Annotated in this window: 23 protein-coding genes and 1 pseudogene; 12 read left to right on the top strand and 12 right to left on the bottom strand. The window is 62.2% G+C overall.

The features are described from left to right. A pseudogene (locus HY30_RS20170) lies at positions 1 to 213 on the top strand (class I SAM-dependent rRNA methyltransferase); the annotation flags it as partial. 219 nt (positions 214 to 432) lie between these two features. Here the strand turns inward: HY30_RS20170 and HY30_RS06940 are convergent. The 3 genes from HY30_RS06940 to HY30_RS06930 all read right to left on the bottom strand — a co-directional run bounded on the left by HY30_RS06940 (position 433) and on the right by HY30_RS06930 (position 6,345). Next, the gene (locus HY30_RS06940) at positions 433 to 3,444 is read right to left on the bottom strand and encodes a TonB-dependent receptor plug domain-containing protein (RefSeq protein WP_206741428.1); all 3,012 of its coding nucleotides are present in this window, start codon (positions 3,442 to 3,444) and stop codon (positions 433 to 435) included. A gap of 180 nt (positions 3,445 to 3,624) precedes the next feature. Continuing rightward, positions 3,625 to 4,695: a DUF3667 domain-containing protein gene (locus HY30_RS06935; RefSeq protein WP_034738393.1), complete on the bottom strand. Its 1,071-nt coding sequence runs from the start codon at positions 4,693 to 4,695 to the stop codon at positions 3,625 to 3,627. A gap of 24 nt (positions 4,696 to 4,719) precedes the next feature. Continuing rightward, complete coding sequence (locus HY30_RS06930) at positions 4,720 to 6,345, bottom strand: peptide ABC transporter substrate-binding protein (RefSeq protein ID WP_034738392.1); 1,626 nt, start codon at positions 6,343 to 6,345, stop codon at positions 4,720 to 4,722. A gap of 112 nt (positions 6,346 to 6,457) precedes the next feature. Here HY30_RS06930 and HY30_RS06925 point away from each other — a divergent pair, with 112 nt between their 5' ends. Together HY30_RS06925 and HY30_RS06920 are read left to right on the top strand one after the other, a co-directional pair. Beyond that, positions 6,458 to 6,964 (top strand): hypothetical protein, encoded by a 507-nt coding sequence (locus tag HY30_RS06925; RefSeq protein ID WP_051615033.1) that lies wholly within the window; start codon positions 6,458 to 6,460, stop codon positions 6,962 to 6,964. A gap of 88 nt (positions 6,965 to 7,052) precedes the next feature. Then, the gene (locus HY30_RS06920; RefSeq protein WP_051615030.1) at positions 7,053 to 8,972 is read left to right on the top strand and encodes a DUF3604 domain-containing protein; all 1,920 of its coding nucleotides are present in this window, start codon (positions 7,053 to 7,055) and stop codon (positions 8,970 to 8,972) included. An 8-nt stretch (positions 8,973 to 8,980) separates the two neighbouring features. Here HY30_RS06920 and HY30_RS06915 read toward each other — a convergent pair whose 3' ends face one another. From HY30_RS06915 to HY30_RS06905, 3 genes are all read right to left on the bottom strand, one after another. After that, positions 8,981 to 9,892 carry an MBL fold metallo-hydrolase gene (locus HY30_RS06915; protein WP_034738391.1) on the bottom strand — a complete coding sequence of 304 codons (912 nt, stop codon included), beginning with the start codon at positions 9,890 to 9,892 and terminating at the stop codon, positions 8,981 to 8,983. 36 nt (positions 9,893 to 9,928) lie between these two features. After that, positions 9,929 to 10,867 carry an ATP-grasp domain-containing protein gene (locus HY30_RS06910; RefSeq protein ID WP_034738390.1) on the bottom strand — a complete coding sequence of 313 codons (939 nt, stop codon included), beginning with the start codon at positions 10,865 to 10,867 and terminating at the stop codon, positions 9,929 to 9,931. 147 nt (positions 10,868 to 11,014) lie between these two features. Then, complete coding sequence (locus HY30_RS06905) at positions 11,015 to 11,425, bottom strand: protein tyrosine phosphatase family protein (protein ID WP_034738388.1); 411 nt, start codon at positions 11,423 to 11,425, stop codon at positions 11,015 to 11,017. Between the two features lie 132 nt (positions 11,426 to 11,557). On the opposite strand from HY30_RS06905, the gene HY30_RS06900 reads away from it, so the two are divergent. Together HY30_RS06900 and HY30_RS06895 are read left to right on the top strand one after the other, a co-directional pair. Further along, positions 11,558 to 12,529 carry an ABC transporter permease gene (locus HY30_RS06900; RefSeq protein ID WP_081812103.1) on the top strand — a complete coding sequence of 324 codons (972 nt, stop codon included), beginning with the start codon at positions 11,558 to 11,560 and terminating at the stop codon, positions 12,527 to 12,529. Next, positions 12,529 to 13,440: an ABC transporter permease subunit gene (locus tag HY30_RS06895; RefSeq protein WP_034738386.1), complete on the top strand. Its 912-nt coding sequence runs from the start codon at positions 12,529 to 12,531 to the stop codon at positions 13,438 to 13,440. Before HY30_RS06900 ends, HY30_RS06895 begins: the two co-directional genes overlap by 1 nt. On the opposite strand, the gene HY30_RS06890 is transcribed toward HY30_RS06895, so the two are convergent. Next, a complete protein-coding gene (locus HY30_RS06890) occupies positions 13,437 to 13,925 on the bottom strand; it encodes a GNAT family N-acetyltransferase (protein WP_034738384.1) in 489 nt (162 codons plus the stop codon). The two genes, HY30_RS06895 and HY30_RS06890, sit on opposite strands and share 4 nt — an antisense overlap. Positions 13,926 to 13,948: 23 nt before the next feature. Continuing rightward, positions 13,949 to 14,824 (bottom strand): DUF1499 domain-containing protein, encoded by an 876-nt coding sequence (locus HY30_RS19135; RefSeq protein WP_051615028.1) that lies wholly within the window; start codon positions 14,822 to 14,824, stop codon positions 13,949 to 13,951. A 157-nt stretch (positions 14,825 to 14,981) separates the two neighbouring features. On the opposite strand from HY30_RS19135, the gene HY30_RS06880 reads away from it, so the two are divergent. Continuing rightward, complete coding sequence (locus HY30_RS06880; RefSeq protein ID WP_034738382.1) at positions 14,982 to 15,356, top strand: hypothetical protein; 375 nt, start codon at positions 14,982 to 14,984, stop codon at positions 15,354 to 15,356. A gap of 77 nt (positions 15,357 to 15,433) precedes the next feature. On the opposite strand, the gene HY30_RS06875 is transcribed toward HY30_RS06880, so the two are convergent. Continuing rightward, positions 15,434 to 17,059 carry a long-chain-fatty-acid--CoA ligase gene (locus tag HY30_RS06875; protein WP_034738380.1) on the bottom strand — a complete coding sequence of 542 codons (1,626 nt, stop codon included), beginning with the start codon at positions 17,057 to 17,059 and terminating at the stop codon, positions 15,434 to 15,436. A 300-nt stretch (positions 17,060 to 17,359) separates the two neighbouring features. On the opposite strand from HY30_RS06875, the gene HY30_RS06870 reads away from it, so the two are divergent. Both HY30_RS06870 and HY30_RS06865 read left to right on the top strand, forming a co-directional pair. After that, positions 17,360 to 18,196: a glycerophosphodiester phosphodiesterase family protein gene (locus HY30_RS06870; RefSeq protein WP_241765668.1), complete on the top strand. Its 837-nt coding sequence runs from the start codon at positions 17,360 to 17,362 to the stop codon at positions 18,194 to 18,196. Positions 18,197 to 18,400: 204 nt separating this feature from the next. Then, positions 18,401 to 18,850, top strand: a complete 450-nt coding sequence (locus tag HY30_RS06865; RefSeq protein ID WP_034738379.1) for a glyoxalase superfamily protein — start codon at positions 18,401 to 18,403, stop codon at positions 18,848 to 18,850. Positions 18,851 to 18,854: 4 nt separating this feature from the next. Here HY30_RS06865 and pdxH read toward each other — a convergent pair whose 3' ends face one another. Continuing rightward, positions 18,855 to 19,511 carry a pyridoxamine 5'-phosphate oxidase gene (gene pdxH, locus HY30_RS06860; RefSeq protein ID WP_034738378.1) on the bottom strand — a complete coding sequence of 219 codons (657 nt, stop codon included), beginning with the start codon at positions 19,509 to 19,511 and terminating at the stop codon, positions 18,855 to 18,857. An 81-nt stretch (positions 19,512 to 19,592) separates the two neighbouring features. Here pdxH and aroC point away from each other — a divergent pair, with 81 nt between their 5' ends. Both aroC and HY30_RS06850 read left to right on the top strand, forming a co-directional pair. Beyond that, a complete protein-coding gene (aroC, locus tag HY30_RS06855; protein ID WP_034738377.1) occupies positions 19,593 to 20,684 on the top strand; it encodes a chorismate synthase in 1,092 nt (363 codons plus the stop codon). Positions 20,685 to 20,778: 94 nt separating this feature from the next. Next, positions 20,779 to 21,834, top strand: coding sequence for a hypothetical protein (locus HY30_RS06850; RefSeq protein WP_034738376.1), 1,056 nt, complete (start codon positions 20,779 to 20,781; stop codon positions 21,832 to 21,834). On the opposite strand, the gene HY30_RS06845 is transcribed toward HY30_RS06850, so the two are convergent. Next, positions 21,835 to 22,929 (bottom strand): class I SAM-dependent methyltransferase, encoded by a 1,095-nt coding sequence (locus HY30_RS06845; RefSeq protein WP_241765666.1) that lies wholly within the window; start codon positions 22,927 to 22,929, stop codon positions 21,835 to 21,837. Positions 22,930 to 23,026: 97 nt separating this feature from the next. Between HY30_RS06845 and HY30_RS06840 the strand changes: the two genes are divergently transcribed. Continuing rightward, positions 23,027 to 23,854 carry a hypothetical protein gene (locus tag HY30_RS06840; protein ID WP_034738374.1) on the top strand — a complete coding sequence of 276 codons (828 nt, stop codon included), beginning with the start codon at positions 23,027 to 23,029 and terminating at the stop codon, positions 23,852 to 23,854. Here HY30_RS06840 and HY30_RS06835 read toward each other — a convergent pair. Continuing rightward, positions 23,851 to 24,579 (bottom strand): TlyA family RNA methyltransferase, encoded by a 729-nt coding sequence (locus HY30_RS06835; protein ID WP_034738373.1) that lies wholly within the window; start codon positions 24,577 to 24,579, stop codon positions 23,851 to 23,853. The genes HY30_RS06840 and HY30_RS06835 overlap by 4 nt on opposite strands. Before the next feature lie 71 nt (positions 24,580 to 24,650). On the opposite strand from HY30_RS06835, the gene HY30_RS06830 reads away from it, so the two are divergent. Further along, entirely contained in the window at positions 24,651 to 25,238 is a 588-nt protein-coding gene (locus HY30_RS06830) for a superoxide dismutase family protein (RefSeq protein WP_034738372.1), read from the top strand. Positions 25,239 to 25,258: the final 20 nt, after the last annotated feature.

Raw genomic sequence — 25,258 nt, 5'->3', positions numbered from 1 at the left:
GATAACATAAAGGAATTGCTGGTCGAAAAGCCGCTCTTTGTGATTGCGACGGCCTATGCCGTGCGGCTGTCATACCTCGCGCTGTCGCAGACGCTGGGTGACCGGCTCGCCGCCTTTGGCGGCGTCATGGAACAGGGCGAGATGGCCCTGCCGCAGCAAGGCTCCAGCCGTCTGCTACCCACCGCGCTCTACGCCCGCTGGCGCGCCAGCTAGGCAGGAAAGGCCCTGCCTTTTCCGGCAATCGTTCTGCACGAACAGATGCACGGAAAAAGCACGTAAACAGCACGAACTCTGCACATTGCTGCACGAACGGCTTTCTGCCGGCCGGGCCCGCATGCCCAAGCCACGCGCCTCCTGATTTCCAACCCCCACACAAAAGAAAACGGCGGCCCCGAAGGACCGCCGTTCCCGATTTTGGTGAGGTCAGAAAGCCTAGAACGTGGCTTTCAGGCCGATCGTGTAGGTACGGCCGAAGACGTCGTACGTGCTTGGGAACGTGTTGCCCGAGTTCGCATCCGTCGAACCAGCTTCGTTACCAACAACTGGCAGGTCTTCTTCGAACAGGTTGCGGACACCAACGGTGAGGCCAACCATGTCGTTGATCTGATAGCTGCCGGTCAGGTCGAAGTAGTTCTGAGCCTTGATTTTCTCGAAGCCGTCAAACGTGTTTGCCTTCTGGCTGTCCTGAATTTCGACTTCGCCGAGGTGACGCCAGTTGAGCGAGAGGCTTGCAGGGCCCATGCTCCAGGTGCTGCGCTGTTGGAAGCGGAATTCAGGGGTCGGGTAGCAGTCGTTACCGAACTTGCCGAGGCAGTCGATCACCGGCGAAGCCGACGAAGACAGGCTTTCCTGAGTCATCAGGAAGCTACCGTAGAACGAGAAGTTAAGTGCGCCGTACTGGTCGAAATCCAGACCCGTCGATGCGACGAGGTCGACACCTTCGGTACGGATATAGTCCAGGTTGGTCGTGTAAGTATCAACGCCCGAACCGGCCGTTGCAAGCGAGCCACCGATACGGTTGATCTTGGCACACTCGTTGAGATCTCCGGCGTTATAGCACTGGTCCAGAACTTCCTGTGGAGCGAACGAACCGATGTAGTCGGAAATTTCGATGTCGTAATAGTCAAGCGAGATCGTGGTGCCCAGAAGCGGACCCATGTCGAAGGCTGGCTGATAGACGAAACCCGCTGTGAACGTGTCAGCTGTTTCTGCGTCAGGCAGAGCGTCCGGATCCGAACCCTGGAACTGGTTGATCTGGCCCGACACGATGTCTCCAACAACACCCACGAGCGCAGGGTTCACACCTGTCGCGACGCAGAGTGCTGCGAGATCGGCATCAATTGGGTTCGGGTTACCATCGGAGCATGGGTCGAAGGACGCATCGCCGAGACCGGTGGTGATTGGCGAACCAAGCTCACCGATGTTTGGTGCACGAACAGCTTTCTGTTGCATGACACGAACGCGGAACGAGTCTGTCAGAGCCCAGTTGATACCGGCCTTCCAGGTTTCGTTCTGGCCAACCGACGAGTAGTCGGAGATACGGCCACCGAGCTCGAGGCTCACGTCTTCTGCAAGCTGCTTGCCGCTGATCAGTGGCACGATCGTTTCAGCAAAGAGTTCGATCACGTCGAAGGACGACGAAACAGGAAGCAGGTTACCACCAGCGCCGCCGAGGCAGCTTGTTGGAGCCAGTTTCAAGCATTCGTCAGGCGTGGTCGAGCCGCTTTCTTCACGGTACTCTGTACCAAGCGCGAACTGAAGCGGGCTATCAGCGAAAGGCGACGTCAGCATTTCAACCGGACCCGAGATCGAGGCGGAAGCAATGTTCTGCGTGTAGTTACGCTTTTCGAGGGCCGTTGCACTTGAGTAGCCAGCCATGGCTGGCGTGATCGAACCAAAACCGGTCGAGAACAGATCGAGCGGCACACAGCCGTCGGTCGTCGAACCACCAGGTGTCGTACACGTGTCGGCGCTGATCGTGTTCAGAGCCGTCGCGATGTTTGCGACGTTGGTATAGCCAGCGCTCGTGTTCGTACGGTCGGATTCACCGTGCGCGAACGAGATGTCATAGTTCCAGCCGTTGTCGAGATCGCCACGGATACCCGTGAGGATCTGGAACGTGTTGCTGTCGTAGGAGGTCGAACGTGGGCCGAGCTCGGTCGTACGACGACGGATAGGAGTCGAGATCGAGTCCTGATCGTCAAAGATGCCGTTGTTGTTGAGGTCGTTCACGCCGACGTCATCAAAGCCCACAGCCGGGTTGGCAGCAAGGAACGTGTTGATCTGGCCGAGGATCGCTGTGCGAGCCGCGTCAGACAGGAACGGGTTCTGCAATGGAACTTCGAAGACGTTGCCGAACACGCCCGATGGAGCAACCTGTTGCGTCACGTTGATCGACGAGAACGATGCACGTGCATAGGCCTCGATGTTTTCCGTGATGTCATACCGGGCCGTCGTGAACGCGTTGTAGCGCTGCTGTGGCGTCTGGTAATAGTTGAACGGGTTGAAGTTGAAGCGCGAGCAACGTGGGCCAAGTGTGCCGTCGTTGCGGATTTGCAGCGAACCACCGGTCAGGTCGAGCGTCGTTGGGATCGTGGTTGTGGAACCAACGCCCGTGTCGAATGCTGTCGTGTCAGGGTTGTCGCAGTTTGCTTCTGGCGATGCTGGCGCGCCGCCTTCGTTCGGGCCGTTGGCCGTCGCGATGCCGAAGAGACCGAGTTCACGGTCGCCGAGCAGGACCGCTTTACGATCGGTGTGACCCATCGAAACCGTCACGTTACCGCGGCCGCCGTCGAAGTTGGCGCCGAAGAGCGTTGCGATGTCATAGATCTGGCCGTCGCCTTCTTCAGTGACGGTGTACTTGGAGTCGACTTCAACGCCGGCAAAGTCCTGACGGGTGATGAAGTTGATCGCACCAGCCATGGCGTCCGAACCGTACACAGCGGATGCACCGCCGGTGACGACGTCAACGCGCTCAAGCATGTTCACCGGGATGGCGGAAACGTCGACCTGGCCGTTCACGTCGAACGGTGTCATGCGCTTGCCGTCAACGAGGATCAGGCTGCGCTGCGTGCCGAGGGCGCGCAGGTTGACGGTGGTTGCACCGGCCGTACCGTTGTTTGTGTTCTGACCGTCGCCTGGGACTGTGATCGGAAGGTCTTTGAAGAGACGCTCGACTTCAACAGTCTGAGCAACTTCGAGATCTTCACGTCCAACAGTCGCGATCGGGCTGGATGAAACAATGCCTGGGCTCTGGATGCGCGTGCCGGTGACATAGACTGTCGCCTGGCGGGCGACCGACTCATCTGCGGCGGGCGCAGAAACGGTGTCGACAGCGTCATCAGCTTCCTGTGCGTTAGCGAGCATGCTCGCCGATGCCATAAGTGCAACGCCCGCGAATACGGACGAGGCAAGCAGGCGGGACTTCATAGTATTCCCGTTCACGTTGGTACCTCCAATGATTGAAATGGCGCCTCCTCACAAGGCGCGTTCCGGACCCCTGTTTCCGGAACTTGCCAGTATCGATAGGGCCATCGTCACGTAGACGTCAACGCGCCGTTACCTTTCCGTCATTATTAGATTCAGGGTGTGGTTTATTTGCCTCAGTTGAGGGCATTTCCTGCCTCAGGTCAGTACGAAGCTGAGAATGACTAGTCCGACAGCAAGGCTGACAAGCAATATCATGCTGAAAATAAGCAGAACGGTGGCCCCAAGAAGCGACGCCACACGGCCTGAGGCGTAAATCACCCTTAACATCCTGTAAATATAAACAAAAACCGCAAGAAGAGCCAATCCGGGCGCGGCGTAGGCCAAATGGGGGAAAATAGCCGTAGAGAGTAGTATAAGTGTACCCAAAATATACAGAAATGTCTGGAAGTGCAGGCTCGCGACCAGGTGATCGAATACATAGATTTTGCGCCACCAAGCGTACATCAGGGTCAGGAGCAGTGCAAAAACCGGCAGGAAAAGAAGACTGAAACGCGGCGCCCATTGCCGCAACCTTCCGCCGAAACGGTCCTGGTTCTCATAGACCTTGGCCGCCTTGTCAGCCGCCAGGAAACTGGCCTGAAGTTCGGCGGGGGTGATGTCCGCGCGGGCCTGGTTCCTGATTATTCCATGCATCTTTTCACGGTCGATCGTGCCATCAGGCAGCAGGATGTCGGAAAACTTTACCCCGGCGAGTGTAGGCGGGTCCGCCGGGGCGGATACGGTGGCAGGTTCTGTACTGGCCGGCTCCGCAGGAGACACGCCCTGCGCGCCGATCGTGAAATCAGTTGAGACGTCACCTCGCGGATCAAGCCGCCAGTCGGTGAACCAGTGCTGCGTATCGTTCATCGTGAAGATCGTCAGGAAGAAGATCACCGATGACAGCAGGAACATGCGGAACGGCGGCACATAGCGCGCCCGCTTGCCGTCGAGATAGTTGCGGGTCATCCGGCCGGGGCGAAACATGAGCAGCGGAAGGGACCGAAACAGCCGCCCGTCCAGCGCAAACATGTCGGCGACGCTCTCGGTGACCAGTTCCCACACCGGCCGGTGGAAGCTCGAGGCGAGCTGGCCGCAGGCCGAGCAGAAGCGATCGGGCACAACCGCGCCGCAATTCTCGCACGGCTGTCCCGATGTCACCGGGTGGTGCGATCCCTTGGACAGACCGCCGGCTGCGCCGAGGCCAGCTGCTTCGATGTCATGCTCCATGCCGCCCTCCCGCGACGCTGAAACCTATTGTGTCTTCATGCCCTCCCGGCATAGGAACCGCGAGCGGTGCTGGTCGGACGCATTATCGCTCCAGCCGGTCAGCGTGGGATCGACCATGTTCTTGGTCACCTGGAACCACATCGGCGTGATGGGATAGTCCTCCAGCATCAGCTTTTCGGCCTTGGCAAAGATTTCGGCGCGCTTCTTCAGGTCCAGCTCACCATTGGACTGGGCCAGAAGCGCGTCATATTCGGGGTTCTTGTAGCGGCCATAATTCTGCTGGCCGGTATTGGATTCCAGCAAATAGAGGAAGTTGATCGGGTCATCGAAGTCGGCAACCCATGCGGCATCCGACGTCTGGAAGTCCGATTGCTGCAGGCGCGCATAGAGCACTTTGGTGTCCTGCTTGATGATGACCGGATCAACCCATGGCGCGATTTCCGCCCAGTTCGACTGGGCAACGGGCGCCGCCTTCGGATTGTCGTCCGTCGAGCGGTGGATGAATTCGAAGCGGAACGGCTTGTCCGGTCCGTAGCCGGCCTCCTCAAGCAGGCGCTTGGCTTCGGCCAGCCGTTCTGCGCGGGGCATGTCCTTCCACTCCACTTCAGGACGCGGGGCATCGTAATTGTTGATGCCCGGAGGCACCATGGAATAGGCCGGCACGTAGCCGGAAGTGAGTACGTTCCGCGTGATGAATTCGCGGTCCAGGGCCATGGAGAGCGCCTTGCGCACGCGGACATCGGTGAAGGGCGCCTGCGAGGAATTGAACACCCAATAGGTCGTGATCAGCGCCGGTGAGGTGCGCGGCCAGCCCGGGAACTTCTCTTCCAGTTCGGCCTTGCGGGCGCCGTCAAAGGCATTGTTGATATCCATTTCGCCCGCCGCAATCTTGTTCTCCACGGCCGTCTGGTCTTCGAGCTCGTAATAGACGATGCGGTCGAAACAGACATCCGCCGCCCCGAAGCCTGTCGGGTTCTTCTCCGACACGAGCTGGTCGCCGGTGCGCCAGTAGACGAGCTTGTAGGGCCCGTTGGTCACGATATTGCCGGGCTGGATCCAGGCGTCGCCGTATTGCTCCACGACATGCTGCGGCACCGGATAGGTCGTGTAATGGGTCAGCAGGCCCAGAATGTAGGGCGCCGGATAGGCGAGCGTGATTTCCAGCGTCTTGTCATCAATGGCCCGCACACCGAGGTCCTCGGGCGGCAATTCGCCCGCATTCACCTTGGAGGCATTCTTGATCACGAAAAGGAGCGAGGCATATTGCGACGCGATCTGAGGGCTCTGTATGCGGCGCAGCGCATAGACGAAATCGCCCGCGGTCACCGGCTCGCCGTCCGACCAGACATAGTCGCCGAGATGGAAGGTCCAGACGAGACCGTCCTCGCTGGTTTCATAGCTCTCCGCCATGCCGTTGACCGGCTTGCCTTCCTGATCGTGCGTCATCAGGCCGACCATCATGTCGCCGATGACAATGTTCTCCCACTGGGCCGAGGACTTGTGCGGGTCGAGCGTATCGACCTTGGCTGAAATACCCCTGCGCAGGGTCGGCACATCGTCGGCCGCTTGGCCACCGCCGCCGCCACAGGCAGCGAGTGTGAACGCCAAAGCAGCGGCGAGGGTCGAACTCATCAGGGATTTCAGCAGCATGTTTCCTGTCTCCGGTGGCTTCCCGGCTCTCGCCAGATTTGCCACACTGCTGCCAGACTGATGCAGCTTTGGGAAGCCTGCGTCGCAAAACGATTATGGAGGACGCCCCGAAATGACCCGATTCCTGAGCGCGATTGCCGCGATCTGCCTTGTTTCGCTGCCTGCCATTGCAGAAAATGCCTCAACCGGGGATGTTTATGCCTGCGCCGAAATCACCGGCAATGACGAGCGCCTGGCGTGCTATGACGCCGCCGTCGGACGCCTCAAAGCTGCTGAAGACGCTGGCGAAGTGACCACGGTCACCCGGGCCCAGGTCGAGCAGGCCAAGCGCGAAACCTTCGGTTTCTCCATGCCGTCCCTGCGCTCTTTCGGGTTCAAGAATGACGACGGCTCGCAGGAAAAGTTCGACGAAGTGACACTGCCCGTGAAGTCGGTCAGCCGCGACGCTGCGGGCAAGTTGCGCATCACGCTCGAAGGCGGACAGGTCTGGGTGCAGAATGACGGCATGCGGATTCGTCCCAAGAACCCGTCCGAAGCCCGCATCTACGCTGCCGCTCTTGGCAGCTACAAGATGAAGATCGATGGCGGCATGGCCTTCCGGGTTCGCCGGGAACAATAGCGCCGCCTCGATTTTCCCTTGGCAAGCGAAGGCCAATTCGTCACTCTCTCCCGCAAGTACTGATAAAGGGTACGCGGGAGGAAACAGCATGAACAAATTCACGGGATGGGCCCTGCCCGCCCTCGCCTTGGCCGCATGCGCGCCCAGCACGCAGATCACGACGGATCTTGAGGCGGCCACGCCGCCCCCGGCCATGACATCGATAGACGCCAACCCGACGCGCAATGCCTATTTCGGCGACGTCCACGTCCATACGGCCAATTCCTTTGACTCCTATATCTTCGGTACCCGCGCGACGCCCGATGATGCCTACCGCTTCGCCAAGGGCGAGGCGATCCGGCATCCGGCGGGCTATGACATCAAGCTCGACGGTCCGCCGCTCGACTTCCTCGCCGTCACCGACCATGGCGAATATCTCGGTGTGGTCCCGGCCATGGCCACGCCCGCGTCGCCTCTCTCGCAGACGAAACTGGCGCAATCGGTGTTCGGCGCGGACGCAACCGATCCCGGCACATCCTTCCTGCGCGTCGGCGTGACCGTCGTTACGGGCGAGGAGATCGCGGAAATCTACGACCGCGACCTCATCGATTCCGTCTGGGCCGCGACGATCGACTCGGCGGAGCGCAACAATGAGCCAGGCAAGTTCACCGCGTTTTCGGGCTATGAGTTCACCGCCATGCTGCCGGTTCCCGGCGAGGGCCCCGCGGCAGCCGCCAACCTGCACCGCAACGTCATCTTCCGGGGCGAGGCGCCCTCGCGCCTGTTCTCGACGCTCGATTCGACCAATCCGGAAGACCTTTGGGCCTGGATGGAGACCCAGCGCGCAGACGGCCGGGACGTTCTGGCGATCCCGCACAATTCGAATGCCTCGAACGGCCAGATGTTCGCCCTGCAGACGTACAAGGGCGAACCCCTGACCGCCGGCTATGCCACGACGCGCATGCGCAACGAGCCGCTTGTGGAAGTGTCACAGGTCAAGGGCACGTCGGAAACCGCACCGAGCCTTTCGCCCAATGACGAATGGGCCGATTTCGAACAGTACGAGTTTTTCATCGGCAGCACGGTCAAGTCGACGCCCAGTACGGGCGACTTTGTCCGCCCCGCCTACAAGGCTGGCCTGGCATTGCAGGAAACAGAAGGCTTCAACCCCTTCAAGTTCGGCCTCATCAGCTCGAGCGACACGCATGTCGCCGCCGCTTCGCTGGTCGAGGAATTCCATTGGGGCAAGACGCCCCAGGACGGCGCGAGCCCTGAGGCCCGCCGGTCGGTTCCGCCAAACGGCGCCCAGACATGGGAGGGCGCCGAAGACCCGAGCACCAGACGGCAAATCACCGCGACCCAGTTCAGCTCCAGCGGCCTGGCCGGCGTCTGGGCGGAATCAAACACACGCGAAGCCATTTTCGACGCCATGCGGCGCAAGGAAACCTTCGGCACGTCCGGCCCGCGCATGAAAGTGCGATTCTTCGCCGGCACGAACTACACGCCCGACATGCTGGGCTCAGCCGCCCTGCTGGAAACGGCCTATGCGCAAGGTGTGCCGATGGGCGGCCAGCTTGAGAAGGTCAGCGACGATACAGGCCCGGGCTTCCTCGTCTGGGCCATCCGCGATCCGCTGAGCGCGCCGCTGCAGCGGGCCCAGGTCGTGAAGGTCTGGTCCGATGGCGGAGAAACGCACGAGGCCATTCATGACGTCGCCTGCTCGGGCGGCGCCGTTCCCGACGCGCAAACCCATCGCTGCCCGGACAATGGCGCCAGTGTCGACATTTCCGATTGCAGCACAGACCCCGGCACCGGCGCGAGCGAACTGAAAGCCTACTGGCAGGACCCGGATTTCGCGCCGGATCTTGAGGCGGCCTATTATGTGCGTGTGCTGGAAAACCCGACCTGCCGCTGGTCAACCTGGGATGCCGTGCGCAATGGCACGCCGCCCAATCCGGAATTGCCGGTAACGCTGCAAGAGCGCGCCTGGTCATCGCCGATCTGGTATGCGGGCTATTCTGGCGAGTAGCCCGGGCCTCAGGCCGCCGTGCGGACGAGTTCGAAGCGCGACCGCACGGTGGGCGCGGCATCAGGCGAGACCACGACACCGGTCTTGATCAGCGCGATCATGTGGCCGAGCACAGACATGCAGGCGGCCGGGTGGAGGCGCTTTTCGACATCGGCATACATGATCTCGACCATGGCCGGGATCGAGGTTTCCCCATTCCGCAGATGTTCGAGGATCGCGGCCTCGCGTGAACGCCGATGCTTGGCATATTCCGTGATGAACGTGTCGACGAAATCCTTGCCACGCACAGGGTCGCCATGCGTCGGCCACAGCGTTTCGAAACCCTTCACACGGATTTTCTCGAGACTGTCCATATAGTCGGCCATGTCGCCATCGGGCGGCGCAACAACGGTCGTTGACCAGCCCATGATATGGTCGCCTGAGAGGCAGGCATTCTCTTCGCGCAGGGCGAAGCAGAGATGGTTGCAGGTATGGCCTGGCGTCTCGATCACATCGAGCGTCCAGCCGGGGCCGGAGAAGCTGTCGCCATCACCGACCATGACATCCGGCATGAAGCCAAGATCGTCAGCACTGCCCAGCTCGCCCTTGGCCGTCGGCACACCGCAATTCTTTGCATAGGTCTTGCAGCCAGCCCATTCGGCCAGTGGCGCTGCGAGCGGAGAATGGTCCGAGTGGCCATGCGTGACCAGAACGTGCGTCACCGTCTCGCCTTCGAGGGCTTTCTTGAGGGCCGCGAAATGCGTCTCGTCCATCGGGCCGGGATCGATGACCGCAACCTCGCCATGGCCGACAATGTAGACGCCCGTGCCGACATAGGTGAACGGGCCGGGATTGTTCGCAATCACACGGCGGATCAGCGGCGAAACCTGCTGGACCTCACCATATTCGAATTCGATGCCGCGGACGTAGGGAATTGCCATTTTATAACTCTTGAACTTTCGCCTTGCTTGCGCCGGTCAGCGCTTTTTCGGTGCGAACGCCCCGGCAAAGGCCTGTGCCATGCGGCGCGTGGCGCGAAGCTTCGCGGCCAGTTTGAGCGCCACCGGCGGACCCATGTCGGTCTTGTTCGCATCGACGATATATATTCGACCGGACATCCGGTCACGTAGGACGTCTACCCCACCCCAGTCCAGCCCAAGCTCTGCAGCAAACCGCTCAATCACGGCAATTTCATCAGCCGTGTAGCAATTGGCCGGCTCATCGAGCAAAACTTCAACATTCTCGTTGAGGAAGCGGCGCTCCAGCGGACGGCGCTTGCGGAACACCACGGTCGGCCGACCGCCGACGAGGCAGCAGCGCAGGTCTTCGACCAGTCCGCCCTCGATCTCGTTGTCGATCAGCAGCTGATAGGCCTTGCCCTCGACGGGCTCGTCGAGCGGGCCTTCCAGCACGCGGCCATCATGCGCCGCATTCAATTCGGATTTCTCGACCATGCGTCCCTGATGGGTGGTCGGATCAACTTTGAGCGTATAGCCGGAGGCGCGTTCGAACACTTCGGCCACGGTGGATTTGGACACATCCTGGCAGCCGAAATTGACGAGGCGCGCGCCGTCTTTCACGGCGGGCACGGCATTGTCGGTTTCGGTGGAATCATCGAACTGGAAAACGATGTCGGCGGTCGAAACGTCATCAATCAGCTTGGCGCCGGAGACGTGCATGACCGGCCAGATGAAATACCAGGGGCGCGGCTTGTCAGGGAAGAAGGCGATGGTCGGGCGCTTGTGGCCCGTCACGCGGCGCCAGGTGCGCCAGGTCTGGGCAAAGAAATAGAAGCAGAACCAGATGAAAATGCTGTGCAGGAGCGACAGGTCCGGAACGATCCGGTGCCCGGTCTTCTTCACCAGGATCGTACCCTCGTCATACTTGAAATCCGTGATCCAGAGACGCTCTGACATCGGGTCAACTCCTGTCGCGGGAACAACGGATGGCTGCACCCTCGGTCCGCCTGCCTCGCACGGCGGTTAATCACTGACAACACACTTATTGCGGCGCAATTGTGAAGAATTGATCACAATACGCGCCATCAAGTGGTCTTCCCCGCGCTAGAGCAGCGACTCAAGACTGGACAGATCATATCCGGCGGCCGCTGCAGCATCAATGATATCATCAGCAGAGCCCTGGCCCGCCTGCGTCAGGGCCCAGGCCGTGATGCTGCGGGTTCCCGTGCGGCAATATGCCAGAACCGGCTGGGGCGCCTCGTTAAGGATGTTGGCCATCCGCTCGACGATTTCAGGCGTCGGTGCGCCGGAGAATGGCAGGGCCGCAAAGCTGAGGCCCAGCGATTCGGCTTTTGCCCTGATTGCGCCCATGCGGGGCTGGTCCACGCCGCCCTCGCCATCGGGCCGGTTGGCCACAAGCGTCTTGTAACCGGCGGCGGCAATCGCCTCCACATCATCCTCGGAGATTTGCGGAGCGACGGAAAAGGCGTCGGTTACGCGTCGAATGTCTGCCATGGGAAATATCCTGAATGTTGCCGCAGTCTTGATTGGCTCTGTACACAAGCTAAGGAGGATGGCGCAACCTTCCAAGCGGCACGCGCAATCTTTCGGGATTTCGCCGTGTTATCAACAGAAAGTCTCCCGCCCTTGTCATCCCTCCAGAGAGCTCTCAGCCGCGTTCCATGGGCCTATACGTTCCGGCGCCTCCTGATTGCCGTCCCGACAATGCTGGCCATCATCACCATGGCCTTCCTGATGATGCGCGCCGCGCCGGGCGGTCCTTTCGACGGCGAGCGCAAGCTGCCCGCCGCCACGGAGCAGGCCATCGCGGCCAAGTTCGGCTTCGACAAGCCCCTCCATGAGCAGTATTTCGACTATGTCGGCGGCGTGCTCCAGGGTGATTTCGGCCCGTCCTACAAGACGCTGGGCAAGAGCGTTAACCAGCTGATCGCCGACGGCCTGCCCATCTCGCTCACCATCGGCTCGCTCGCCATGCTGCTTGGCCTCGGGCTTGGCACGCTGCTCGGCGTGTTCGCGGGGCTCCGACAAAACACGGCCGCAGACTTCACCGTCATGGGCGTCGCCATGGCGGGCATATCCATCCCGACATTCGTGACCGGGCCGATCCTGATCCTCCTCCTGTCGCTGGGCGCCGGCATCTTTGCCGTCGGCGGCCTCGGGGAATATCCCAATATCGGCATGAACTGGCACAACATGACCCTGCCGGTCGTCGCGCTCGCCCTGCCGCAGATCGCCATCATCTCGCGCCTGATGCGCGCCTCGATCATCGAGACCATGCGCTCCAACCATATCCGCACCGCCCGCTCGAAAGGCCTGTCGGAAAACCAGGTCATCATGCGCCACGCCCTGCCGGCCGCCATGCTGCCCCTCATCTCCTATGCCGGCCCCGCCATGGCCCGCGTCATGACCGGCTCGGTCGTCATCGAGAAGATTTTCGGCCTGCCGGGCCTCGGCTCCTATTTCGTCAGCGGTGCCCTCAACCGCGACTACACGCTCGTTATGGGCGCGATCATCGTCTACGCCGGCCTGATCGTCCTCCTGAACCTCGTCGCCGACGTGCTCTATGCGGTGCTTGACCCTAAAGTGAAGTACGACTGATGACCGATATCGACCCCCTGCTCGACCCCACCGGCCGTATCGAACCGGTTCGCCAGGCCATTGTCGGCGGCCGTTCCCTCTGGGACGATGCCCGCGCACGCCTGTTCCGCAACAAGGCCGCCGTCATCTCGATGTGGATCCTCGGCGTCATCGTGATCATCGCCGTCTTCGGACCCATGGTCTGGGTCAATGACTACAAGGAGATATCCGATCTCCGCACCATCGCGCCCACAATCGAAGGCTGGCACATCCTCGGCACCGACATCCAGGGCCGCGACCTGCTGGCCCGCCTGATGATCGGCCTGCGCATCTCGCTCATGGTCGGCGTCGTCGCCACAGCCGTCAGCCTCGTCATCGGCGTCACATGGGGCGCCACGGCAGGCTATCTCGGCGGCCGCATCGACAATTTCATGATGCGCATCGTCGACGTGCTCTACGCCCTGCCCTTCATCTTCTTCGTCATCCTGCTGCTCACCGTGTTCGAGCGGAACATCGTGCTGATCTTCGCCGCCATCGGCGCCATCGAATGGCTGACCATGGCGCGCATCGTTCGGGGCCAGACCCTCGCCATCAAGGGCAAGGAATTCATCGAGGCCGCCCGCGCCTCCGGTGTCTCGCGCCGCGCCATCATCCTGCGCCACATCCTGCCCAACGTGATTGGCCCCGTTGCCGTCTATGTCACGCTGACCATCCCGGTCGTGATCCTGGCGGAAAGCTTCCTGTCCTTCCTCGGCCTCGGCGTGAACGAACCGCTGACTTCGCTCGGCGTGCTGATCTCCGAAGGTGCCAAGACCATGGGCGAGAAGCCGTGGATGCTCCTCGCGCCAGCGCTCACCATGGCGGTCACGCTGCTCTGCCTCAACTTCATCGGCGACGGCCTGCGCGACGCGCTCGATCCGAAAGAGCGCTAGAGCCGCTTTTCCATCGCGAAATTATGGATCTCGACGCCGTCGATCTGGAAATCGCGGCGCTCCGATACAGCATATCCCCGCTTCAGGAAGAACCGCCGCGCCGCCGCACTGGCCTCGGCATAGAGACGCACCATGCCCGCGTCCCGCGCATGCGTCTCAAGGTGTGCCACAAGCCCCGCCACAACGCCGGTCCCGGCAATGGCTGGCGAGGCATAGAGCAGGTCCACATGCCCGTCCGGCTCAAGATCGACAAAGGCAAAGGCGCACCCGGCCTGATCCGCCAGCACCCACACGCGCCGTCCATCGCCCAGCCGCTCGGCCAGCCCTTCCGCTGACGGCACACGCCGGAGCCAGGCGGCAACCTGCGCCGCGCTATAATCCGCAGGCCCGATCGCCGCCACGGCCTCGCGGAATATCTCCGCAAGGCGTGGCACGTCGTCCGGCACATAGGCACGAACCGTCAGATCGCCATCCGGCTGACGCATGAGCCACCTCCCGGACCAAAGGCCTAATTCAGGCGAGTCTGGATCTCGTTGAGCAGGTCGCTCACGCGTTTCGAATTCGCGCCAAGGTCCGACAGGCCGACCCGGCTGATCGACCGCACATCGATGCGCGAGCCTTCACCTTCGGGCATCACGCGGATCATCACGTCATCCTTGAAGTCGAACCAGAACGAGGTCACCGTCGCCTCGATGCTGCCGGACTGGACGTCATCCGTCACGACTTTCCAGCCACGCGCCTTCACGGCTTCAAGGGCCGCCTCATAGGCCATGTCGTAGGAGGCCGCAGGCTCGACCAGCGTTTCCAGCACGGGATAAGGCGCATTCTTCGGCGAGGATTGCTTGGCCGGATCGAACTCGGCTTCTTCCTGCACTTCGGAAACGAGGCGTCCGCCCGTGCCCGGCCAGCGCGCATCGGCGGCTTCCGGCACAACCGGCGCCGCTTCGACGGGGTTCAGCGCGCCCGTCGATGTCCTGTCGGCCAGCAGGGCCTCGCTTGGCATGATCGGGTTCGCCCAGTCCGTCTGCACATCATGCAGCGGCGGCAGGCGTTCGGCCTGGCCCTTGAAGGCAATCACGCGTCCGAAGGCGAGCGACGAGATCAGCAGCGCGCCCAGCGCCAGCATCAGCGCCCGTTTCCGCGGCGCCTTGATCAGCGCGATGACAATCGCGATCAGCGAAATGCCAAGCCCCGCCATCAGCAGCATCGGGCCCCAGCCAATCGTCATCTTGCCAAGGCCGAACTGCCAGCCCCAGAGGCCGAGCTTGGTGCCCACGGCCGCAATCGCGAACCAGAGCACCGAAAAGATCGAAAGCCCGAGCGCAAAGCCCGCAAACTTGCCGCGCCAGCCGGCGTCCTGCGATGCATCATTCATGTCTGCCATTCCCTCAACTCCCTCAATTTTCCCATCAGATAGCGCGACCCGCCGAACTTGTCGCCCCCGCCCTTATCCAACAGTTTTCTGGCCGCGGTCAGTAACAATCACGGCATATCGGGAAAATCTCTCCGACACCGGGCGCCCGGGCTTATGATGGCAGGTGATGTCCCTGCTTACGCCCCCTGATTATGTGCCTGCCAATCTCGTGCCGATCTGGCCGTGGATATGGCTGCAGCATCAGGTGCTGCTCGCATGGATCAGGCTGACTTATGGGCGCGGCTATCTCTACCGCTGGGGCGTGACCCCTTCCGGGCGTGTCCACCTGATCTGGATCGATCTGGAATCGCGCGACCGCACGCATGTGCGCCCGCAGCCGGCTCATGCCTCGCCACAGCTCGCCGCCGCGCTCAGCGGCGAAGACCCTGTGCCCGCCTTCGTACAATTCATGTCTGAATTGGCGCAGACGCGCGCCACTTCGGTCCGCCTGCCACGCCATCCGTCCGTACAGGCCATCGCCCTGCCGCTGCCGGATTCCTGACCCGGCAGTGCAGTTCGTAAAATTCAGCCCTACATACAAGCGCCGTCACGGGCGCCGCTTGTGCTGCCGCGAATGCCTCAGGCGGTTGGCAGCTTGTAGTCCTTGAACGTCTCGCGCAGGGCCAGCTTGTTGATCTTGCCGGTCGCGCCCAGCGGGATCTCGTCGACAAAGGCGACATCATCCGGCGTCCACCATTTGGCGATCTTGCCTTCGAGGGACTTCAGGACTTCTTCCTTGCTCGGCTTTTCGCCCGGCGCAGGCTGGATCACGAGCAGCGGACGCTCATCCCATTTCGGGTGGTAGATGCCGATGGCTGCGGCGTTCGCCACTTTCGGATGGCCGACCGCGATATTCTCGATATCGATCGAGGAAATCCATTCGCCGCCGGACTTGATCACGTCCTTGGCGCGGTCGGTAATCGTCATCGTGCCATACTGGTCGATATTGGCCACATCGCCCGTGTCGAAGAAACCTTCATCACACAGCACGTCGCCGCCATCACCCTTGAAATAGCCGGACGCAATCGCCGGGCCGCGCACCATCAGCTTGCCGGACGTACGACCGTCGCGGGGCAGCGTCTTGCCGGCATCGTCCACGATCTTCAGCTCGACGCCGAAAGGCGGACGGCCCTGCTTCAGCTTCTGCTTCATGCGCGTGTCGATATCGGCCTTGATCAGGTGCGGCGGCAGCGAACCGAGCGTGCCGAGCGGCGACGTTTCGGTCATGCCCCAGGCGTGGACCACGTCCACTTCATAATCTTCCTCGAAGGCCCGCAGGATCTTCTCAGGGATCGCCGAGCCGCCGATCAGCACGCGGTTGAGGTATGGCAGCTTGAGGTCGTTTTCCTGAAGGTAGTTGAGCAGCATCAGCCACACGGTCGGCACAGCCGCCGTGATCGAGACCTTCTCGGTGTCGAGCAGCTCATAGATCGACGCGCCATCCATCTGCGCGCCCGGCATCACCATGTTGGCGCCCGTCGCCGGGCAGCTGAGGGCCAGGCCCCAGGCATTGGCATGGAACATCGGCACAACCGGCATGACAGAGTCAGCGGCGCCCATGCCCATCGCATCCTTCGACATCGTGATCAGCGTGTGCAGCACGTTTGAGCGGTGCGAATAGAGCACGCCCTTCGGATTGCCGGTCGTGCCCGACGTGTAGCAAAGCCCGCACGCGGTCTCTTCCGGGAAGTCGCCCCAGCGGCACTCGGTCGAGCGGCCATCAACCCAGATATCGAACGCAATCGCGCCCAGCGAGTTTTCCGGCATCGTGTCGGCATCGGCATAGATGACGAACGTCTTCACCGTCAGCAGGTGGTCCTTGATGGCCTCGACAATCGGCAGGAATGTCTTGTCGAAAATCAGCACCTTGTCTTCGGCATGGTTGGCGATCCAGGCGATCTGCTCGGGGTGCAGGCGCGGGTTGATCGTGTGCAGGATCGCGCCAATGCCCATCGTGCCATACCAGGAGGCCATGTGGCGCTCGGAGTTCCAGCCCAGCGTCGCGACCCGGTCACCCATGCCGATATTCAGGTCTTTCAGTGCATTGGAGACCTGTTTCGACGTATTGAAGAGATCGGCATAGGTCGTGCGGACAATATTGCCCTCCACGCGGCGCGTGACGATTTCACGGTCACTGTGGATCGTGTTCGCGTGTTCAAGGATCTTGTTAACCGTGAGTGGCCAGTCCTGCATGATGCCGAGCATCGGGTCTCCTCCATGGGTGCGCCTCAGACAGGCGACGATTTCTGCGTTGCCCCCTGCTTTATTCGCGGTATTGCTGCCATGCAAGGATGAGGAGTCGCACCCATGTTGAGATTTGCGTTACTTTGCGGAATGTTGCTGACCGTCGGATGCAGTCCCGAGGTAACACAGAGTGAAAATCCGGAAGCGACCCAAGGGCAAGTCTACACCTGCGATCTCGATCCGGACACAGGCAAACCACTCCCCGATACTTGCGGCACACGCAGTTCTGACACCGGTTCCAATTCGATAAGCCTGTCCGAATTGAAGAAGCTTCCCCTGCCAGCCTATTTCGACTGCGTGCGCGAGAACAAGGGCCTGCTCATCGCGGCCCATCGCGGCGGCCCGGCGCCGGGCTATCCGGAAAACACGCTCGAAACGCTCCAGCACGGTTTCGCCGAGGGCATCCGCGTCTTCGAAGTCGACATCGCCGAGAGCCGTGACGGCGTGATGCTGCTGATGCATGACAACCGCCTCAACCGCACGACCACCGGCGACGGCTATGTCGCCGACACCGACTGGGCGGACCTTGCCGGCCTGCGCATGGTCGATGACGACAACCAGCGCACCGACTTCCATCCGCCCAAGCTCACCGACGTCCTCCTCTGGGCCAAACAGTCCGGCGCGATCCTTGAACTCGACCGCAAGCCGACCACCAGTTTCAGGAATATCGCAACTGCCGTCCGTGCCGCCGGGGCGGGCGACAATGTGCTCCTCATTTCCTATTCCGACGACGAAGCCGCCGAGATTGCGGCTGCCGATCCGGGCCTGATGATGACCGCCGGTGCCAAGGGCTCACGCGACATTGGCCGCCTTGAAGCCCGGGGCGTCGACCGCACCCGCCTCGTCGCCTGGACCGGCACGGAATCCCCCGACTATGCCGCCTGGGCCCGCGACATTCAGGAAGGTGTCGAGCCCGCTTTCGGCACACTCGGCCGCAAGGGCGAACGCCTCGACGACCAGTACTGGGCCGATGGCGACGCCAGCGAATACCAGGACCTTGTCGACAATGGCCTCGTCCTGCTTGCCACCGATGAGCCCTACCGCGTCGCCGCCGCGCTCAAATCCGACGACCTCGCCCGCGAGAAATGCGGACGTTGACGCAAGCGTAAACTCGGCGTATTTGCGGGCGCGGTTTGAGACACCAGCCGCTCGCCGGGACAAAATCCCGAAGGTGAAGATCTCACAGGCGCCCCAAGGCGGCTGTACCTATCAGGATGCTGAACCTCTTCCAGCGGTCCTGCGGCAAGGCGAGCCCCCGCGTTGACGTGACCGCATCTGGACGAAGGTAAAGGATCTCATCCCATGTCTCCCCCCATCAATACGCGCGAACAGGCGAAAGCCCGTGCGCGTGAAATCCGCGCCGTGGAAACACTGGCCGGTCACCCCATCTCGCATTCCGCTGCGCTGGAGCGCGTCGCGGCCGAGCTCGGCTATCGCGACTGGAACACCGCCTCGGCGCGCCTCTCCAACCTGCCCGAAGTCCCGGTCCAGGTCGGCGACCGCGTCAGCGGGCTCTACCTGAAGAAGCCGTTCGAAGGCGTCGTCATCGCCGTGCGCGACATGGGCGGCGGCTCGGCCTTTGAGGTCACGCTGCACTTTGACGAGCCGGTCGACGTCGTCGAGTTCGAGAGCTTCTCGGCCTATCGCCAGCGCGTCAAAGCCACGATCTCGGCCGATGGCAGCTCATGGTCAAAGACCAGCGACGGCCACCCGCACATGCGGCTCCTGTCCGTGCTGAACGGGATCGTCTGACGGCTCAGGGATAAAGGCGCGTCGTCGTCCAGCTGTCGCCGACGCGCGTGTAGCGCAGCCGGTCATGCATGCGGAACGCCTGGTCCTGCCAGAACTCGATCTCTGTCGGCGCCAGGCGGAACCCGCCCCAGAATGCGGGGCGCGGAATGTCCGGCCCGTCACCGTAGACTTCGGAGACTTCGGCAATCCGCTGTTCGAACACAGAACGGTCCGGCAAGGGGCGCGACTGGTCCGAAGCGATGGCGCTGATGCGGCTCTGCGCGGCGCGGGAAGCAAAATACGTGTCGGCCTCGGCCTCGGAGACCTGCGAAATGTCGCCCCGGATGCGCACCTGACGGCGCAGGCTCTTCCAGTGCAGGCACAACGCCGCCTTCGGATTGGCGGCCAGCTGGCGCCCCTTCATGCTCTGGAGGTTCGTAAAAAACGAGAAACCGGCGTCCGAAATCTCCTTCAGCAGCACGATCCGAACGTCCGGCATGCCGTCTGAATCCACCGTCGCCAAAGACATCGCGTTGGAATCATTCAGCTCCGCCGCGCGCGCCTCGGCCATCCAGTCCTGGAAGAAAGCAATCGGATTATCGACCAGCGGGATCAGCGGACGATCTCGCTCCGAAGCATAATCGGCAGCGCTGGGCGAAGGGGGGATGACTGGGGACACGATAAAACTGCCTTTTTCCGGGTTTGTTAGGCTTCATGTTTTCATATAGGAGGCATCCAGCTTTAACGAGGGGTGCGGCACAACATGTCACACAACACATTCGGTCATCTGTTCCGCGTCACGACCTGGGGGGAAAGCCACGGGCCGGCCCTCGGCTGTGTGGTTGACGGCTGCCCTCCCGGCCTCGCCCTGACACCTGAATACATCCAGGCTTTCCTCGACAAGCGCCGCCCCGGCACGTCGCGCTTCGTCACCCAGCGCCAGGAAGCTGACGAAGTCAAAATCCTCTCCGGCGTGTTCGAGGATGACCGCACCGGCGGCCCCGTCACCACCGGCACACCGATTTCGCTGATGATCGAGAATACCGACCAGCGCTCGAAGGACTATGGCGAGATCCGTGACCGCTACCGGCCCGGCCATGCCGACTTCTCCTATGACGCCAAATATGGCGTGCGCGACTATCGCGGCGGCGGACGCTCCAGTGCCCGCGAGACCGCCGCACGTGTCGCTGCTGGCGCCGTGGCCCGCTGCGCACTTGGCAACGGCATCACCATTCGCGGGGCGGTCGTGCAGATCGGCCCGCACGCCATCGACCGGGACAAGTGGAACTGGGACATGGTCGACCAGAACCCGTTCTGGTGCCCCGACGCCGAGATGGCCGCGAAGTGGGAAGACTTCCTCGATGCAACCCGCAAGGCGGGCTCGTCCACCGGCGCGATTGTCGAAGTCCATGCCAGCGGCGTGCCCGCCGGCTGGGGCGCGCCCATCTATGGCAAGCTTGATGGCGAACTGGCGGGCGCGATGATGAGCATCAATGCCGTCAAGGGCGTCGAGATCGGCGCTGGCTTTGCCTCGGCGGCGCTTAGCGGCGAAGAGAATGCCGACGAGATGCGCGGCGGCAATGACGGCATCCGCTTCCTGTCGAACCATAATGGCGGCGTGGCAGGCGGTATTTCCACCGGGCAGGATGTGGTCGTGCGCGTGGCCATCAAGCCGACCTCGTCCATCCTGACCGAGGTGAAGTCAGTCACCCGCGACGGCGAGGATGTGAACGTGCGCACCAAGGGCCGTCACGACCCCTGCGTCGGCATCCGCGCCGTGCCCGTTGCCGAGGCCATGATGGCCTGCGTTCTGGCAGATGCGAAACTGCGCCACCGGGGCCAGACCGGGCACTAGTCCCTGTCACATTCTATTCAAATTCCTCCCATCGGATTCGCCGCTTCAAGCTGCTAACTGAAGTGCCAGTTGAACAGACTGGCGGGCAGGAAAAATGGGTGGCGTGGAAATCTTCGGGGTCATCGGCTTTGCCGTGGCCGCCTATGCGGTTGTGGCCAATGACTCGATCCAGACGCTGGGCACATTCCTGTCCTCGAATGCCAAACGGCCCTGGTGGGTGCTGTGGATCTTCGCCAGCCTGATCATGGTGCTCGTGATCGCCTATGGCTATTTTCACGGGAATGGCGATGTCGCTTATGACCGGCTCGACAAGCTGTCCGTCATCCCCGGCGAAGGCGACCGCACGGCCCTGCTCGTGCCCGGCATCAAATGGTGGCACGCGCTGCCGCCGGTCGTGCTGCTGGTGATGACGCGTTACGGCATACCGGTCTCCACCACCTTCCTCGTGCTCACCCTCTTTGCCCTGTCGGGCGGCGCGTCCGGCCAGGGCGTTCTGCAGAGCATGCTGGTCAAGTCGGCGCTCGGCTATGTCGTGGCCTTCGTTGTCGGCGTGATCATCTGGATCGTCATTTCGCGGACATTCGAGCGCTGGGTGTTCGACACGAAGGAAGAGCTGCCCTTCCCCTACTGGGTCAGCTTCCAGTGGCTGTCGACAACCTTCCTCTGGTCGCAATGGCTGATGCAGGATCTCGCCAACATCTTCATCTACCTGCCGCGCACCGTCACGGTCACCGGCGGCGTCACGCATGTCAGTTTCGACCCGACCTATGTGATCGGCGGCACCATCCTGCTGGTCCTGATTCAGGCCTATATCTTTGCCACCAAGGGCGGCGAGATACAGAAAATCGTATCCTCGAAGGTCAACACGGTGGATGTGCGCGCAGCGACAATCGTCGACGTGTTCTACGGCATCATCCTCTTCGTCTTCAAGGAGATGAGCAATGTGCCGATGAGCACGACCTGGGTCTTCCTCGGCCTGCTCGCGGGCCGTGAGCTGGCCAACGCCTATGTCGCCCACCTGCGCGACAAGGGTGAGAGCGTGCGCGACGTGCTGAGCGATGCGGGCCGGGCCTTCCTCGGCCTGATCATCTCCATCCTGCTGGCCTTCCTGATGCCGCTGATCGGCACAGGCAAGCTGCCCGGCCTCTGATCAGCCGGGCTTGCGCCAGGTCGTTACCTTGGTGAGGAAAGCGAGCGTCTCACGCTCTTTCACGAGGCCTGCATCGGCGCACGCCGCCGTCTTGTCCCAAGAGAGATAGCCCTCGTAATAGGGCTCGTGGAAGCCGTGCGGGAAATATTCCAGCAGACCGTCCATCTCCGGATAGTCGCCGAACTGTGTACTGTCGGCGAGGATGAACAGGCCGCCTGGCTTCAGCACCCGCGACACTTCCGCCAGCACGGGTCCGCGCACTTCCGGCGGCAGTTCGTGGAACAGGAAGATCGAGACGATCATGTCCTGGCTCGCGTCCGCCAGTGGCATTGCCTCTGCCGCCTCGTGCAGCACGCTGACATGCGGCCAGCGGGCCAGCCGCTTGCGCGCCGCCTCGGTATAATTGGGCGACAAGTCCAGCCCGCTCGCCTTGAGGCGCGGGTAGATGTTCATCACGCGCGACAGGAACCGGCCATTGCCGCAGGCCATGTCCAGCAGGCTGACCGTGCGCTGGTCGCGGCCTTTCAGCTCGCGCGAGATTTCGGCCAGTGCCGCCCGGCGCATCGCGTCCGCCGTGCCGGTGAACAGGGCTTCGACCTGCGTATCGTAGAGTTCGGCGCTCTCGTCGGTGAACCAGCCGCCGGACTGGTAGTGGAAGTTCTGCTGGTAATATTCGGGATAGCGGTTGGAGCCTTCCGGCAGGTCGTTCTGGATCTCGGTTCCGTCCCGCGCCAGCCGCCGCCTGTCCACCTCTGCCACGTCAGCCATGAAGGCGCGCGCCGATTTCAGCGCATTGGGCAGGTCGCGCACGCGCATCTCCTGCGGCGCGGGATAAAGGCCGGCTTCGACATTCAACCGGTCCTGTATGAAAAGCTGGAAATAGGCCTTTCGCAGGGTCGCCATGTCAGGCGTGCCGCGTGTCGGCCGGAATTCGGGTTCGCCGGGCCGGTTGAAGCCGTTCGCGCTGCGCCGCGCGGCCGACATCTGCGCGCCATACCAGGCCGAACGCAGGCCCTGTTGCGCCGCATAACGGGCACGGGCAGCGGTCTTCGAGGCGGTATCCAGAATTCCCATGGGGCTAATATGGGGCGGCACTGCAGAAGGGTCCAGCCTTCAGGTCCGGTTCAGGTTGGCCCTGCCACATTGGCCCTCAATCTGGCAGCGTCATGCCTGCCACTGAAGGAGACACGCGATGATGAAACGATCGCTCCTCGCCGGCGCCGCAGCCCTGGCCGCGCTGGCCATTCCCGCCACTGCCTCCGCGCAGGGCTATGGATATAACAACAGCTACGCACCCCAGAACACACAGTGCGAGCGCCAGCGCAGCAATGACAAGATGGCTGGCGGTGTCGCCGGTGCCCTTGTCGGCGCGCTCGTTGGCGGCGCCATCGGCAACAATATCGATGCCGGCGACGACTATTACTATGTACCAGGCCGGCGCGGACATCATGGCCATGGTCGCGGACGAGGCCGCGGCGGCTATTACTATTCCGAGCCCCGCAGCAATAGCGGTGAAGTCGCCGTTGGCGCAGTGCTTGGCGCGGTCGTTGGCGGACTTGCGGGCAGCAGCCTCGCTGCGGGCAACACGGACTGCCAGTCCGCAGGCCCGACGCCCTACCAGCCAACAGGCGGATACAATGGTAACGGCTATAATGGCGCCTATCGGGGCGATTCCATTCCGCGCACCACCGATGGCCTCTATGGCGGCCCGGAAGTGATGCAGCAGCCGCGCTATCCGGCCTCGCCAACGCCTGCCCGTACCTACCCGGCCTCAGCCTATCCGACGTCCGGCTACCCGGGTCCGGACTATGGAAACCAGGGCTACAATGATCAGTCCTATTCCGACTATGATCAGGGTTATTCCGGCTACCAGGACAATTCGGCCTATTCGCAACAGGAATGCCGCCAGATCTACATGAATGGTGGTCATGTCATGGCCTGTCGCAACAGCCCGACCGAGACATGGCGTCCGGTCGCCAATAACGGCCAGCAGGGCGACGAGCTCTACGGCGGCTACTAGGCCCTCACGGCATGAAACAGGCGTTCGGCATTGCCGTCGCCGCCTGAAATCGGGCTGGCCGTCCAGGCATGGATGGGCCAGCCTTTTTCATTCATCCACCCGTCGAAGCGCGCCGCCGCCGCGTCCGCCTCGGCGACATTGCTTACAATCCCGCCCTTCCCCACATTCTCGCGGCCAACCTGAAACTGCGGCTTGAACAGGCCGACAAACTCCGCCCCCGGCGCCACAAGACTGAGCGGCACCTCAAGCAGTTTCTCCAGCGAGATGAAGCTTGCATCGCAGACGAGCAGGCTCGGCGCCTCCGGCATCATGTCCGCCGTCAGCGCGCGCGCGTCCTGCGCCTCCAGCGAGGTCACCCGCGGGTCGCCCCGGAGGGAGGCGTGGAACTGTTCCCGGCCAACATCCACCGCCGTTACATGCGCCGCACCTGCCCGTAGAAGGACATCCGTAAACCCACCCGTCGAGGCCCCAATATCGAGGCAATGCCGGCCTGACGGGTCTACACCGAATGCCGAAAGCGCATGCGCAAGCTTGAGCCCGCCGCGCGACACATAGGGGTGCGCGGCCTCGGCAATGATCGAATCGGCAGCGGAGATAATCTGCGACGGCTTGGTGAGCGTAACGCCATTTGCCGTCACGCCGCCTGCCTCAATGGCGGCACGCGCGCCTGCCCGGCTGTCAAAAATACCCATGGACACAAGGAGTTTATCGGCCCGGTCTTTCATTTCATGAAACTTCCCCTGCATTTGCTGCGTTGTGCCCTATAATGCCCCAAATATCGACAGGAGACATGCCCATGCTTGACCGGTTCGCTATCGGCCTATTCGCCCTTTCACTCGCCGCCTGCAGCCAGGAGGCTGCCCAGCCCCAGGAACTGCCAGCCGAGCCCCTGCCCACCCCCGCCGAAATGCCGGGGCCGGATGAGGGCGTTTATCCGTCCATGATGCAGTCCAGCATTTCCATCATTGGCGCAGAGGGAAGCGAGATCGGCACCGGCAATCTCATCGGCGGCCCGAACGGCCTTCTGATCCGTGTTGAAATCGCGCCGGGCGGCCTCACGCCTGGCTGGCACGGCCTTCACCTGCATGCCGTGGGCGACTGTTCGGATGTCGGCACATTCAAGCTTTCCGGCGGCCATGTCGGCAAGGTTGAGGGCGGTCACGGCCTGCTCAACCCGAAAGGCCCCGAGGGCGGCGATATCCCGAATATCTGGGCCGCCGCTGACGGCTCGGCCGGCTATGAAGCCTTCACCACACTCACCAAGATGTCTGACCTGCAGGATGAAGACGGCTCAGCCCTCCTCATCCATGAAGGTGAAGACGATGCCATGACACAGCCCATCGGCGGCGCAGGTGCGCGTGTCGCCTGTGGCGTCATCAAATAAGAGACCCCTTCTCGGTTTTT

The organism is Hyphomonas chukchiensis (assembly GCF_000682695.1).
GTDB lineage: Bacteria > Pseudomonadota > Alphaproteobacteria > Caulobacterales > Hyphomonadaceae > Hyphomonas > Hyphomonas chukchiensis.
Note: the sequence above shows the minus strand (reverse complement) of the source record. Positions and strands in the feature narration are given on the sequence as shown.